Origin of the sequence: Photobacterium sp. J15, from assembly GCF_963870815.1 — a bacterium.
Lineage (GTDB): Bacteria > Pseudomonadota > Gammaproteobacteria > Enterobacterales > Vibrionaceae > Photobacterium > Photobacterium marinum.
Genome location: NZ_CAWMUI010000002.1, coordinates 1,102,561 through 1,116,081 on the forward strand (window position 1 = coordinate 1,102,561; position 13,521 = coordinate 1,116,081).

At 46.9% G+C, this 13,521-nt stretch carries 10 protein-coding genes and 1 pseudogene; 6 read left to right on the forward strand and 5 right to left on the reverse strand.

Translation table 11 applies throughout. The annotated features are described in order from the left end of the window. Positions 1-13: 13 nt before the first annotated feature. On the reverse strand, positions 14-778 hold the full coding sequence (gene pdsO / locus AACQ93_RS21910; RefSeq protein ID WP_064608862.1) for a sortase-associated OmpA-like protein PdsO: 765 nt from the start codon (positions 776-778) through the stop codon (positions 14-16). A gap of 238 nt (positions 779-1,016) precedes the next feature. Here pdsO and pdsR point away from each other — a divergent pair, with 238 nt between their 5' ends. From pdsR to AACQ93_RS21925, 3 genes are all read left to right on the forward strand, one after another. Beyond that, the gene (gene pdsR, locus AACQ93_RS21915; protein ID WP_064608866.1) at positions 1,017-1,703 is read left to right on the forward strand and encodes a proteobacterial dedicated sortase system response regulator; all 687 of its coding nucleotides are present in this window, start codon (positions 1,017-1,019) and stop codon (positions 1,701-1,703) included. A gap of 9 nt (positions 1,704-1,712) precedes the next feature. Then, complete coding sequence (gene pdsS, locus AACQ93_RS21920) at positions 1,713-3,896, forward strand: proteobacterial dedicated sortase system histidine kinase (RefSeq protein ID WP_064608868.1); 2,184 nt, start codon at positions 1,713-1,715, stop codon at positions 3,894-3,896. A 442-nt stretch (positions 3,897-4,338) separates the two neighbouring features. Continuing rightward, complete coding sequence (locus AACQ93_RS21925; RefSeq protein WP_064608870.1) at positions 4,339-4,944, forward strand: hypothetical protein; 606 nt, start codon at positions 4,339-4,341, stop codon at positions 4,942-4,944. A gap of 25 nt (positions 4,945-4,969) precedes the next feature. On the opposite strand, the gene AACQ93_RS21930 is transcribed toward AACQ93_RS21925, so the two are convergent. From AACQ93_RS21930 to AACQ93_RS21940, 3 genes are all read right to left on the reverse strand, one after another. Continuing rightward, positions 4,970-5,242 carry a hypothetical protein gene (locus tag AACQ93_RS21930; RefSeq protein WP_157097628.1) on the reverse strand — a complete coding sequence of 91 codons (273 nt, stop codon included), beginning with the start codon at positions 5,240-5,242 and terminating at the stop codon, positions 4,970-4,972. A 143-nt stretch (positions 5,243-5,385) separates the two neighbouring features. Beyond that, positions 5,386-6,504 (reverse strand): glycine cleavage system aminomethyltransferase GcvT, encoded by a 1,119-nt coding sequence (gene gcvT, locus AACQ93_RS21935; protein WP_064608874.1) that lies wholly within the window; start codon positions 6,502-6,504, stop codon positions 5,386-5,388. Between the two features lie 207 nt (positions 6,505-6,711). Then, complete coding sequence (locus AACQ93_RS21940; RefSeq protein ID WP_064608876.1) at positions 6,712-7,338, reverse strand: helix-turn-helix domain-containing protein; 627 nt, start codon at positions 7,336-7,338, stop codon at positions 6,712-6,714. A gap of 577 nt (positions 7,339-7,915) precedes the next feature. On the opposite strand from AACQ93_RS21940, the gene AACQ93_RS21945 reads away from it, so the two are divergent. From AACQ93_RS21945 to gcvP, 3 genes are all read left to right on the forward strand, one after another. Beyond that, positions 7,916-9,211: a serine hydroxymethyltransferase gene (locus AACQ93_RS21945; protein WP_064608878.1), complete on the forward strand. Its 1,296-nt coding sequence runs from the start codon at positions 7,916-7,918 to the stop codon at positions 9,209-9,211. Positions 9,212-9,366: 155 nt separating this feature from the next. Next, positions 9,367-9,747, forward strand: coding sequence for a glycine cleavage system protein GcvH (gene gcvH / locus AACQ93_RS21950; protein WP_007465488.1), 381 nt, complete (start codon positions 9,367-9,369; stop codon positions 9,745-9,747). A gap of 122 nt (positions 9,748-9,869) precedes the next feature. After that, entirely contained in the window at positions 9,870-12,767 is a 2,898-nt protein-coding gene (gene gcvP, locus AACQ93_RS21955) for an aminomethyl-transferring glycine dehydrogenase (protein ID WP_064608880.1), read from the forward strand. Between the two features lie 135 nt (positions 12,768-12,902). Here gcvP and tnpA read toward each other — a convergent pair. Further along, positions 12,903-13,232, reverse strand: a pseudogene (gene tnpA / locus AACQ93_RS21960) (IS200/IS605 family transposase). Between the last annotated feature and the right edge of the window lie 289 nt (positions 13,233-13,521).

Genomic DNA, 13,521 nt, shown 5'->3' on the forward strand with positions numbered 1-13,521 from the left:
ACTACTCACCTGATTAATGAGTGTTCGCAGTCTGAACACTGCTCTGGCTGCTGCGCAGAGTTACACGGCGGTCAAAGAAATCACCTTCGAAGTTCTGCTCGGCTTTCAACGGCGCCTGATCACCATAGGCCGCAACAACAATCTGATTAGCATCAATGCCATGTTGTTCAAGGTAATTACGAACCGCATCAACACGACGTTGTGAAAGTGCCATATTCTTCTCACTGCTACCGCGGCGGTCGGCGAAGCCTGCCAGTTCCCACTTAACCTCAGGAGCCTGCTTCATCATCTCGGCCAGTTCATCAAGCTGACTTTGGAAATGTGGTTCAATAGAGGCAGAACCGGTACGGAAATGAACATTCATCTCCAGAGCCAAATCAATTTGACGTTGCTCTTCCATCATTCTGTCCTGCTGAATTGCTTGTTGTTGCAGGCGAGCAATCTCAATCTGGGCCTGGTTATAACGGTGGCTTATACGCTCTAATTCTGCGTTGCGGGACGCAATTTCCTGCATTTCTTCATCCTGCGCCTTAATGTAATCTTCCTGACCGACTGTGGTACCGATAATGCCGCCGATAATACCGCCGACAACCACACCAGCAGGGCCGGCAACCAGTGCACCGAATGCCGCACCAGAACCCATACCAATCAGTTGTTCCTCATGACCGACTTTATAAGCATCATCAGCAGGCTCAACGGTGTTGGCCTGAGCGACCGGAGCAATTACAGAAGTCATCAGAGTGGTAGCGATAAGAGTAGAAATTAGCTGCTTTTTCATTTTGGAATCCTCATTCGTTATAAACGTTTGACGTTATTGTTTGTGTCGTTGCGTTTCGATGAGGTAATTAAAACAAGCAGATCTGGCATTATCGGGGAGAAAAAGAGGCAATGTGCTGATCAATTGTGGCAAAAAAAAGGCAATCGCCACACACCGCTTTTATCTGCACTTTTTTATTGTATAGTCACAACCAGAAAGCAATTTGCTCTTGTAACGCAGCAGTAAATGAAGGTAATAAATGAAGAAAATAGTTATTGTCGAAGATGAAGCGGCGATTCGCGAAAACTATATCGATGTCCTTAAAAAGCATGGCTATAGTGTGCAGGGTTATGACAACCGTCCGGATGCACAGGCGGCTTTCGAACAGGAGCTACCGGATCTCGCTATTATTGATATAGGCCTTCAGAATGAGATTGATGGCGGCTTCTCTTTATGCCAGTCGCTTCGTGCCCTGTCGCCAACTATCCCTATCATTTTCCTGACCGCCCGCGACAGTGACTTTGATACCGTTTGCGGCCTGCGAATGGGTGCCGATGATTACCTGACTAAAGACATCAGCCTGCCGCATTTGATGGCTCGCATTGCTGCCCTGTTCCGCCGGAGTGATCTGCTGGCTGCCCCAACTGAGCAGGAAACACTAATTGAACGCGGCCCGCTAACCATTGATAAAAACAAAATGCAGATATTCTGGAACGGACAGCTTATTGAGCTTACCGTGACGGAATTTTGGATGGTCTATGCCCTGGCCAAGCGTCCCGGTCATGTAAAGAGCCGCCATGATCTGATGGATGAAGCCCAGGTGGTTGTCGATGACAGCACCATTACTTCCCATGTAAAACGTATCCGCAAAAAATTCATGCAATATGACAACAATTTTGACTGCATTAACACTGTCTATGGCATGGGCTACCGCTGGGGCGCATAACGGATTCAGATGAAGAAACTACCGAAATTACCTGTTGGCCTCAGAGTCAAAGTTATTCTGATCTCCAGCTTTCTGCTATTACTGCCATGGCTGGGTTACAAATACATCCTGGAGATGGAAAAACTGCTGCGCCAGGGTCAGGAGCAAACCCTGATTGGTACTACGCGAGCTGTCGCTACGGCACTGAATGAGCGCCCTAACCTGTTCAGCGATCAGGCCAGCTTCCTGCAGTCGGTACAGAAAGGCCGAGACTTGTATGCCTATGAATTGCAAAATCCGATCACATTAGACGGCCAGCTTAATGACTGGACAGATTACGACGATAAAATGGTTCGCTACGGTCGCGATTATGTCCAGTTCAGCCGCAGTCCATACGACCATAACAGCATCAGCTTCCGCCATATTGTCGGAAAATACGATGGTTACCTTTACGCGGCCTTTGAAGTTTCTGACATCAGTCCGGTTATGCGTCGTAAAGATTCCCTGCGGGTAGACCGCAATGACCACCTGATCATTGCCATGACATCACCTGATGGTGAGTTTTCCCGCTATGTTGTATCCGCTTATGAAGATGGCTGGATCAACGCATGGCAAATCACAGATGACATCTCGAACCCATCGACACTCATTCAGCAAAAACAAATTCAAGGCTTCTGGAAATCAACTGAAAATGGCTACAACATTGAATTAAGATTGCCGCTTTCCACCCTTGGCAATAAGTTAGGCTTTGCCTTTTACGATATCAATAACAACCAGAACCGCGAAATCGATACTATCATCGGCACTTCCAACACCACGCGACTCAGCAGACTGGGAACAGTTCTGGTGCCATCTCCTGAAATAGAAAAAATCCTGAAAGGAATGGGACACACCAGTTCCCGTATCTGGGTGATTGATCGCCACCAGCGTGTGTTAGCACAAACCGGCGATATTCAGGATTCTAACGGCGTATGGTCATCATCGGTTAAATACGCAGATAATGACGATTCCTGGTGGTCTGCGATTGAGAAGAAACTGTTGCATCCGTTTTACTACCGTTACCTTATTACCGAACCAACAGAATTCAGCGACTTCAAACAAGATGAAGCACTGGTGAAAGGGGTTCATGTTTCTCAAGCGCTACAAGGGCGAGGCTACTCCCAATGGCGTCGTTCGGAAGACGGAAAGGTTATGATTCTGTCTGCTGCCTACCCTATCTGGCTTGATAATAATGTGATGGGAGCAGTAGTGGCAGAAGAGTCGACTATCGGTATTCAAACCCTACGGAACCAGGCGTTGGAAAAGCTGTTTAATGCCATTTTGGCTATCATCGCCATCGGCACAATTACTCTGTTCTTATTCGCATCAAAAATATCTTCTCGAATTCGTCGCCTGCGTGACGAAGCAGAGCAAGCCATCGATAGTCAGGGCCGCATCCGACAACCGATTTCGCCTACTACCGATACCGACGAAATCGGCGATCTGTCACGCAGCCTAGCCGGAATGGTGAACCGCCTAGGCCAATACAATCACTACCTGGAAAACCTATCGTCACGTCTGTCACACGAATTGCGCACGCCGGTTGCAGTGGTTCGTTCTTCACTTGAAAACCTGTCGATGCAAGATCAAGACGAGGATTCCCAACGCTATATTGACCGTGCGCAAGACGGTGTTAAGCGTTTGAGCACCATTTTGTCGAGCATGACGGAAGCCACCCGCATAGAGCAAAGCCTGCAAGGTGCAGAAAAAGAACGATTCCCGCTTAACGAATTGGTTTCAGGCTGCATGCAGGGTTACCAAATGGCCTTCCCTGAGCAGGCATTTAAGGTTCATAGCGGTAGTAAAGACATTTTCATTAACGGTGCGCCGGATTATCTGGCCCAGCTTCTGGATAAACTGATCGCCAATGCAGAAGACTTCAGCGACAACCAGAATCCGATTGAAGTGATTCTGACTCAAAACGGCCCGCAGGCTAACCTTTCAGTCAGTAACTACGGGCCGTTATTGCCGGAAAATATGTCTGATCAACTACTCAACTCCATGGTGTCAGTGCGAAGCCAGAATAAGCAAAGCAAACCTCACCTTGGCCTTGGGCTGTTCATTGCCAGACTCATTACAGAGTTTCATGAAGGGAAAATCAGACTAAAAAATCGTGCAGATCAAAAAGGTGTCGAAGTCATGATTACCCTTCCTGTTGCCTCGGAGGACAATTAAGTTTTCCCTCATACAAAAAGAGCACCTTCGGGTGCTTTTTTGTTGTAATTCCACCAATCAACTTCAAATGAAATTACGATACCGCAGCTGTATACAGCCCCACAGCTATTAAAATCGCCGCAATGGCTAACAGCACTTCAAACATCTTCTCAAACATAAACTATCCAACCATTGGAAAAAGGCGATTCAAAGTACTTATTAAGTACTTCAGCCACACTACATTTTATATCTTACCTGTAATGGCTAAATCCAGGCTGAACAACAAAAAAACATGTGAATTCGTTACAAACATTCTGATTCATCTCTAAGATTAAAAGTATTTAAACCTCAGTTTCATAGATAACCACACCGTAATTCCCAATACAGCTTTAAATAGCTTGATAAATTCGATGCCCGACTGATTAATTGAGCGTCATATTTCACTTATGATCTAAATATATTAATGGATTCACTAAAAAAATTATTTATCTCAACAGCCATCACTATCAGCAGCTACAGCTATTCAATTGAAATAAATGACATTTCATTACCATTCAATGAGTACAGCGCTCTCAGGTTACTGGCAAAGTCAAAAGTCAGTACCATTCAACTTCCGGCACTATTTAATTCAGACATCAACGATATTTATGGTGAAGATAAAAATAACAATCAATTCAGAGATGATTACGAGGCAATGCTATTGTCGAATTATCAACACCCGGAATATGTCGCAATGGGATTGTTATCAGCAAAACACTGGAAGCTTTTGTTAGATATCCACAATAATAATTTAACGATTACAGATAAAAAACATGCGAAGGCAATACTTGAACTAAGTCTTGAGATTAACCATTGCTATTATCATTTACAAAGAATAGACAAAGACCTCCACTCACCTCTGTTGAGTTACTTCAATACCGAACAGAGGCTAACAGCCAAAAAAGAAGCTGAACAAAAACTGTTTTCATTAATTGGCAAGCAACAGGAGTCGCGATCTCACGAACGCCTACCTTGTGAAGTTTTCAGCACCATGCTATCTGAAGAGCTGGACTCAGCAGTCAGCAGCTAATCAGCCATTCAAAAACATAATCTTTTTACTCAAGCTGACTGTCTTCATTATTGCCTTCCGGTATCAGTGCTCGTCCTGAACTGCTTTCCATCACATCAGCCTGCGCCATCAACTCCTGCTCTTTTTTCTCCATTGTCCGGAACTGGGCTTCGCAGACACTTTCTGTCACTCTGTCTTCTCCGTAAGTGCTCAAACAACGATCCATGTATTCTTCATATGACATTAACAGTGTGTCCGAATGCGCCGATGCCATCACCATCAACCCTGCTCCTGCAAGGAGTAGCTTCACCTTCATCATTACTCACAACCTTCATACCGCTGTTTTTGACTTCTTTAAGTGAAGTTGATGACACAAAGCTCTGCCAGTTAAATAATGAGAAATAAAGAAAAGGGAGCCAACAGACTCCCTCATACAGCGTGTTTTTCTTAGTTTTAAAACAATTAACCGCGATAGTAATTCTGAGGAACAAACGGCATTTTTTCGACTGTCATTGGCAGCTTCTTACCACGCACTTCAGCAAAAATTTCTGTTCCCAACTGAGCAAGTTCTGTTTTGACATATGCCATCGCGACAGGCACGCCTTTAGTCGGCCCAAACGTACCACTGGTCACAACACCGATTTCATTATCATTAGCATCGAACAGTTTACTGCCTTCACGGACTGGAGCCTTAGACTGGCCTACAAGGCCGACACGTTTTCGTGCCACGTCTTTAGTTTTGATCTGCTCAAGAATAATTTCCGCACCAGGGAAACCTCCTGCACGCTCACCGTCAGCACGGCGTGGCTTGCTGATCCCCCAAAGCAGGCTGGCTTCAACCGGTGTTGTAGTTGTATCAATATCATGCCCGTACAGGCACAAACCACATTCAAGACGCAGTGAATCTCGGGCACCAAGGCCAATCCATTCAACCTCTTCCTGACCGAGCAACTCACGAGCCAGTGCATCTGCCTTACCTGCCGGCACGGAAATCTCATAACCATCTTCACCGGTATAGCCGGAACGGCTAACAAAGCATTCAACGTCCAGCAATTCATACTTACCGGCATCCATAAACACCATGTCACTGACAGCCGGATTCAGGCGAGCCAGTACTTCAGCAGCTTTCGGCCCCTGCAACGCAAGTAGTGCGCGATCTTCGATAATCTCCAGCTCTACATCCTGCGGTAGGTAGGCTTTGATATGTGCTATATCTTGCTCTTTACAGGCTGCATTAACCACAACAAACAGGTGATCTCCGAAGTTAGTCACCATCAAATCGTCAAGAATGCCACCCTGCTCATTAGTAAAGAAGGCATAACGCTGCTTACCAGCGGGCAAATCGATAATATCTACCGGCACCAGCGCTTCTAATGCTTTTGCGGCGTTCTCACCGTGAAGACGAAGCTGACCCATATGGGATACATCAAACAGGCCGGCAGCCTCACGACAATGGATGTGTTCCTTACGCACACCCAATGCGTATTGAACGGGCATATCATAGCCGGCAAAAGGAACCATCTTTGCACCCATTTCAATGTGAAGTGCGTGCAGGGGTGTTACCAGTAGTTCTTGAGACATACGTATTACTCCATCAACCGCAGGCATGCGGCACAGTTTCCATTCAATGTTGCAGCTATGTTAAAAGCAGTTTCTTATAGTAAACAAAGTTTCCTTTCGAGCAAACTGCGTGACTTCACATAATTTTAGTAAAAAGGAAATTTGTACCCATGATTAAACCGACGAAAGAATAACTTGCCCTCAACAGCAAAGCATTGCCAGCTGATTCTATGATGCAGTAACCCAAAGAATATGGGCATCTTCATTGCTGACAGAAACCAGCATATGGCCCATGGTGGCATCGTAGTAAACCGAGTCCCCTTCTTTAAGGTTTACTGGTTCATAAAACTCAGAATAGAAAATGATTTCACCGGAAAGTACCAACAGGAACTCCTCGCCGTCATGGCGGATCCAATCAGAGTAATCTTCAAATCGGCGGGCACGTACCCGTGACTTGAACGGCATCATTTTCTTATTGGTCAGTTGCGTTGCCAGCAACTCATGTTCGTAGGTAGTCGTCGGATGCGGTTTACCTTCATCAATGCGGGTAATGTCCCGTCGACCAGTCGCGCGGATTTGTTTTGGCGGAGCAAACAGTTGAGGAATATCAATCTCTAACCCACCAGCAAGTTTCTGCATTGCCTGAAACGTCGGTGAGATTTGCTCATTTTCGATTTTTGATAGTGTGGAACGGGCCAAGCCGGTACGTTTACTGGCTTCTTCCAAGGTCAAGCCGTGAGCTACACGAATTTCCTTCAGACGCTTACCGAGTTGCAAAGGCTCTATTTTTTCGGCTTCACGCTCTCTTTCAACTGTCATTGACGGGTAGATATCAACTTGATGTTCGTCGCTCATTACACCTCTCCCTGGTACATCAATCCCTTCATTCTGGCATAGCCGATAAGAAACTCAAAAGTCATACGAATCAAAAAGTATGACCCATACGTCATATTTGAAACAAAGTTTCCAAAAGGAAACTGCGTAATCCGTGAACAAGATTTAATCCGATTTAAACAGGAAAACAAATGTCTTATTCCTCTTTTTCTTCTTCCTCAGTAACACGAACAAATCCCCTTCGAGACCATATCCCACAGGGGCTTATTTACAATTTTAACTCAATATCAACACATGATCCGCCCGACAATTTGAACAAAAAACAGATCAATCAGCAGAAAATCCCATGACACAACGCAAACGTTTGCTTAAAATCATCGCGATTAAATTAGACAAGGATCCACTATTGGAAATTCGACGCTGATCGGCTATCAATAGAAAGGTATGTTACGCAGTTGTTAGTACAAAGCATCGAAGTGCACATATGCCCTGTGCTAAAACTGCTGAAAGCATCATTTATAACAAGCATAACAACAAAAGCGCATCACGCTGGAAAAAGGAAATCCCCCTCCCGGGGCGCGACTGAGGATAACGTGAAATGAAAGCTTCATACCAAAACCATGACCTTGAGATGTTTTTTTCAACCGATCTTGCTCAGATCGACGGAGCAGTCAACGCTGGCATCATGGCAGAGCTCAACCGCCAAAATCAGCAAATCGAACTAATTGCTTCCGAAAACATCGTATCTAAAGCGGTTATGCAAGCTCAGGGAACCTGCCTGACAAACAAATACGCCGAAGGCTATGCCGGTCGTCGTTACTATGGCGGCTGTGAGCATGTCGATGAGATAGAAAAGATCGCCATCGCCCGAGCCAAACAGCTTTTCCAGTGTGAATATGTCAATGTTCAGCCACACTCCGGCGCCCAGGCAAACGGCGCGGTTATGCTTGCCCTGCTTCAGCCGGGCGACACCATTCTCGGCATGTCGCTCGATGCCGGAGGCCACCTGACTCACGGTGCCCGTCCTGCCCTTTCCGGTAAATGGTTCAATGCCGTCCAGTACGGGGTGAATAAAGATACCTGTGAAATCAACTACGATAACGTTCGTGAACTGGCTCTCGAAAGTCAGCCCAAAATGATCATTGCTGGTGGCTCTGCCATTCCACGCAAAATTGATTTTGCTAAATTCCGCGCCATTGCCGATGAAGTCGGCGCTTTCCTGATGGTCGATATGGCTCATATCGCCGGACTGATCGCTGCAGGCGAACACCCTAGCCCGCTTCCTCATGCCCATGTTGTCACTACTACAACACACAAAACCCTGCGCGGCCCACGTGGCGGCATGATCCTGACTAACCATGAAGACATTAATAATAAGATTAATTCAGCGGTATTCCCCGGTCTGCAAGGCGGACCGCTGATGCACGTTATCGCAGGTAAAGCTGTTGCCCTTGGCGAAGCGCTGGAACCGGAATTCAAGCTCTATATCAAAAACGTGATCAACAATGCGAAAGTGCTGGCCGAAGTCCTGCAAGCTCGAGGATGCGACATTGTAACCGGTGGTACAGACACACACCTGATGCTAGTCGATCTTCGCCCTAAGGGCCTGAAGGGTAATCAGGTTGAAGAAGCTCTGGAACGTGCAGGCATTACCTGCAACAAGAACGGCATCCCATTCGATTCTGAAAAACCAATGGTGACATCAGGTATTCGCCTGGGAACACCGGCTGGCACCAGCCGTGGTTTCGGTGCAGAAGAATTCAGACAAATCGGTGAATGGATTGGTGATGTCCTCGACGGGCTGGCAGCCAATCAGGAAGACAACAGCGAGGTTGAAAAGCGTGTTAAACAGCAGGTACAGAAACTTTGTGGCCGCTTTCCGCTTTATCACTAAATCAACAAGCCTTCACCGCCGCTGACACGGAAGCCCGTCGGCGGCTTTAAATAAAGACAAAACCAATGTTTCATGCCTATAAACATAAGCAAAGATAACCGGCTTAAAAAGAAAAACAATCAATATCAGCGAAAACACTGCGCAAGGAGTTAGAAATGGAAAATACATTGAAGTTCACTGAAAGCCACGAGTGGGTACGCGACAACGGTGATGGCACTATCACCATGGGGATTTCGGATCATGCTCAGGGCCTGCTTGGTGATGTTGTCTTCGTAGACCTTCCTGAAGTCGGTGATTCGACAGAAGCCGGCGAAACCTTCTCTCTGGTTGAGTCGGTAAAAGCAGCGTCTGATATCTACTCCCCTGTTACCGGTGAAATCGTTGAAGTTAACGAAGATTTGGAAGACAGCCCAGAGCTTGTAAACGAAGAACCATACGAAGGCGGCTGGATTGCTAAAATCAAGATTGCAGATATTGAAGAACTTGAAAAGCTAATCGACGGCGAGAAATACCTGGCGACCCTCGAAGAAGACTAATGAACTTCGGCTTTTTAGCACACGAACCTGCGCTTAAAAGCCGTTTTACGTTGTTATCGAAGAATTCTCTTTATTTACCTGATGCTCACAGGTAACAGGTAGTAACAGTTCAGGATAGAACCATGACCGACATGACTCTTCTAAATGCATTAAGTGACGATAAGGAATTTGCAGGTCGTCATAATGGCCCGGATTCAGCACAACAAAAAATCATGCTGGATACTATCGGCGTTGCAAGCGTTGACCAGTTGATTGAAGAAACTGTACCGGCAGCAATTCGCCTGCCGGAACCAATGAAGCTTGACCAGCCACAAAGCGAAGCGGACATGCTGGCAGCCTTAAAAGCAATGGCCGCTAAGAACACCATCAACCGCAGTTACATCGGTCAGGGTTACTACAACACTTACACCCCAAACGTTATTCTGCGTAACGTTCTTGAAAACCCAGGCTGGTACACCGCCTACACCCCTTATCAGCCAGAGATCTCACAGGGCCGCCTGGAATCCCTGCTAAATTACCAGCAGATGATTATGGATATGACTGGCATGGAGCTGGCTAATGCCTCATTGCTTGATGAAGCCACTGCTGCCGCCGAAGCCATGACCCTGTGCCAGCGCGCAAGCAAAAACAAGAGCAAAGCCTTCTTTGTGTCTGATGAGCTGCACCCGCAATCCATTGATGTCGTCCGCACCCGAGCCGGATACATTGGCATTGAAATTATCAGCGGCTCTATCGACGAACTCGATAACCACGATGTATTCGGTGCTCTGGTACAGTACCCTGGTACCACAGGTAATATCCATGACTTGACTGACATCATCGAGCAAGCTCACAGCAAAAAGACCCTTGTGGCCGTTGCTTCCGATCTGCTAGCCCTTACCCTGCTGAAATCACCGGGAGAAATGGGCGCAGATGTTGTGATCGGCAGCGCCCAACGTTTCGGTGTGCCAATGGGCTTCGGTGGTCCTCACGCCGGATTTATGGCAACCAAAGACAAACACAAGCGCACCATGCCGGGCCGAGTTATCGGCGTATCAAAAGATGCCAAAGATAACCAGGCTCTTCGCATGGCGATGCAAACCCGTGAACAGCATATCCGCCGGGAAAAAGCGACGTCTAATATCTGTACCGCACAGGCATTACTGGCTAACATGGCAGCTTTCTATACCTTATACCACGGTCCTGAAGGATTACGTAAAATCGGCCGTCGCGTTCACCACTTAACCGCGATTCTGGCGGCCGGACTTCGGGCCTCCGGCATTGAACTAACAAATGACAGCTTCTTCGACACTCTGACGCTAAATACCGGCAAGAAAACTGCCGATTTCTACATAAAGGCATTGAATGCTGGTATTAACCTGCGTAAATATCCAGCTTCAGGTGACCTTGGCGAACGTCTGGGTATCAGCCTGGATGAGACGACCAAAGTCGAAGATGTTGAAGCACTGCTTGGTCTGTTCAGTGACAACAACCTACAAGCATCAATGTTTACAGCTGATATCGCCAGTGATGAGTTTGCAGCTATTCCTGAAAACTGCCGACGCACCAGCGAATACCTCACTCATCCGGTGTTTAACCAGTACCACAGCGAAACGCAGATGATGCGTTATATGAAGAAACTGGAAAACAAAGACTACTCACTGACCCACGGCATGATCCCACTGGGCAGCTGTACCATGAAGCTGAATGCCGCCGCTGAGATGATCCCTGTCACCTGGCCGGAATTCGGGGCCCTCCACCCGTTCGCGCCTATCGAACAGGCAAAAGGTTATGTCGAAATGGCGGACAAACTTTCTGAAATGCTGTGCACTATCACCGGCTACGATGCCATGTCGCTACAGCCAAACTCCGGCGCTCAGGGGGAATATGCCGGACTAATTGCAATTCAGCGCTATCATGAAGCCAACGGTGATTCGCATCGTAATGTCTGCCTGATCCCAAGCTCAGCCCACGGCACCAACCCGGCCTCAGCCGCGATGGTTTCAATGAAAGTTGTGGTTGTTGGTTGTGACGATCAAGGCAACATTGATATTGACGATCTGAAAGCCAAGATTGAAAAACACCGCGACAAACTGTCGTGCATCATGATCACCTACCCGTCGACACACGGCGTCTATGAAGAAGCCGTTCAGGAAGTGTGTGAACTGGTCCATGAAGCAGGCGGTCAGGTTTACCTCGACGGTGCCAACATGAACGCCCAAGTCGGTTTAACCAGCCCGGGCTTCATCGGCTCTGACGTTTCACACCTGAACCTGCACAAAACCTTCTGTATCCCGCATGGTGGTGGCGGTCCGGGCATGGGCCCGATTGGCGTGAAATCTCATCTGGCTCCATTCCTGCCGGGTCATGTTGAAAACACCGAAAGCGATCAGCCTCAGTACGCGGTATCAGCTGCTAACTTAGGGTCCGCTTCCATCCTGCCGATTTCGTATGCTTACATTGCAATGATGGGTGAAGAAGGTCTAACAGAAGCAACCAAGCTGGCTATTCTTAACGCTAACTACGTTATGGAGCGTCTGCGTCCGCACTACCCAGTATTATACCGCGGCACACATGGACGTATCGCTCACGAGTGTATTATCGATATCCGACCGCTCAAGGATGCTTCTGGTATTTCTGAAGAAGATATTGCCAAACGCCTGATGGACTATGGTTTCCATGCGCCGACTATGTCGTTCCCGGTCGCCGGAACCCTGATGATTGAACCAACTGAATCCGAAGATCTGGCCGAACTGGATCGCTTCTGTAACGCAATGGTTGCCATCCGTCACGAAATCGCCCGTGTCGAAAACGGTGAGTGGGACCTGAAAGATAATCCTCTGGTCAATGCCCCACACACTCAGGCAGATCTGATGGAAGCAGAATGGAACCGCAGCTACAGTCGCGAACAGGGTTGCTTCCCGTCACACCAAACGAAAGACGCCAAATACTGGCCAACCGTCAACCGTGTCGATAATGTATTCGGTGACCGTAACCTAGTTTGCTCCTGCCCTAGCATCGAGAACTATGTTGAGGATTAACAGAGTTGATCACAGATAACCGAGTTGGAAACTAACTTGAGTAATGATAACCACCTACTTCAGTAGGTGGTTTAGGGTTGAAAATAAAAATCCGCCTTCTAAAAGGGGACGACGACGCTGTTAATTCTTTAACAACTATAACTGTTGCTCAAGATCTTGTTTGTCTTGGTGCCTCACATACCTTCTAATGATTTCTCATTAACTCCAGCGGTTTCGACAAAGTATCCTCTCGCCCAAAGTTGAAATCGATACCATTGGAAGGATTATCGCAACAAGATGAACATGATCAGGCTGGATATTTAGCTCCAAAACCTCGCAATCCTTCATGTTGCAGAGAATGTATACTGAACGATAAAGCTCTTTACCTACATTCCCTTTCAAAATCTTAAATCGGTATTTGGGCGTCCAAACAATATGATATTTACAACGCCAGTAAACATGTGATGAACTTCGATAATCGCCCATGTTCGTTGATCCCTCTTACTTATGGTGAATAAGAGTTTTTCTTCTAACATGGGCACTTCTACGGGCGATAGCCCCTAGGAGCAATCACCACCGCCATTGCCGGTGGTTTAGGGATGACAACAAAAGGCAAACCAAATTGTTCGCCTTTCTGTTCTTGAATAATTCATTGGAGTCAGACTACTTTACTTCTATACACTACAATGGACGTGTACATATTTTTGGTGTACCCAGTACAATGAAAGAAGCAAAACAAGTTAAACAGAAAAAGAAACGAAAAACTTACACAGGG

What these genes read in the sequence shown, in the direction of transcription:
- AACQ93_RS21925 (WP_064608870.1), top strand. Translation starts at nt 4,339, where the DNA reads ATGGATTCACTAAAAAAATTATTTATCTCAACAGCCATCACTATCAGC.
- pdsS (WP_064608868.1), top strand. Translation starts at nt 1,713, where the DNA reads ATGAAGAAACTACCGAAATTACCTGTTGGCCTCAGAGTCAAAGTTATT.
- AACQ93_RS21940 (WP_064608876.1), bottom strand. Translation starts at nt 7,338, where the DNA reads ATGAGCGACGAACATCAAGTTGATATCTACCCGTCAATGACAGTTGAA.
- gcvH (WP_007465488.1), top strand. Translation starts at nt 9,367, where the DNA reads ATGGAAAATACATTGAAGTTCACTGAAAGCCACGAGTGGGTACGCGAC.
- gcvT (WP_064608874.1), bottom strand. Translation starts at nt 6,504, where the DNA reads ATGTCTCAAGAACTACTGGTAACACCCCTGCACGCACTTCACATTGAA.
- AACQ93_RS21930 (WP_157097628.1), bottom strand. Translation starts at nt 5,242, where the DNA reads ATGATGAAGGTGAAGCTACTCCTTGCAGGAGCAGGGTTGATGGTGATG.
- pdsO (WP_064608862.1), bottom strand. Translation starts at nt 778, where the DNA reads ATGAAAAAGCAGCTAATTTCTACTCTTATCGCTACCACTCTGATGACT.
- gcvP (WP_064608880.1), top strand. Translation starts at nt 9,870, where the DNA reads ATGACCGACATGACTCTTCTAAATGCATTAAGTGACGATAAGGAATTT.
- AACQ93_RS21945 (WP_064608878.1), top strand. Translation starts at nt 7,916, where the DNA reads ATGAAAGCTTCATACCAAAACCATGACCTTGAGATGTTTTTTTCAACC.
- pdsR (WP_064608866.1), top strand. Translation starts at nt 1,017, where the DNA reads ATGAAGAAAATAGTTATTGTCGAAGATGAAGCGGCGATTCGCGAAAAC.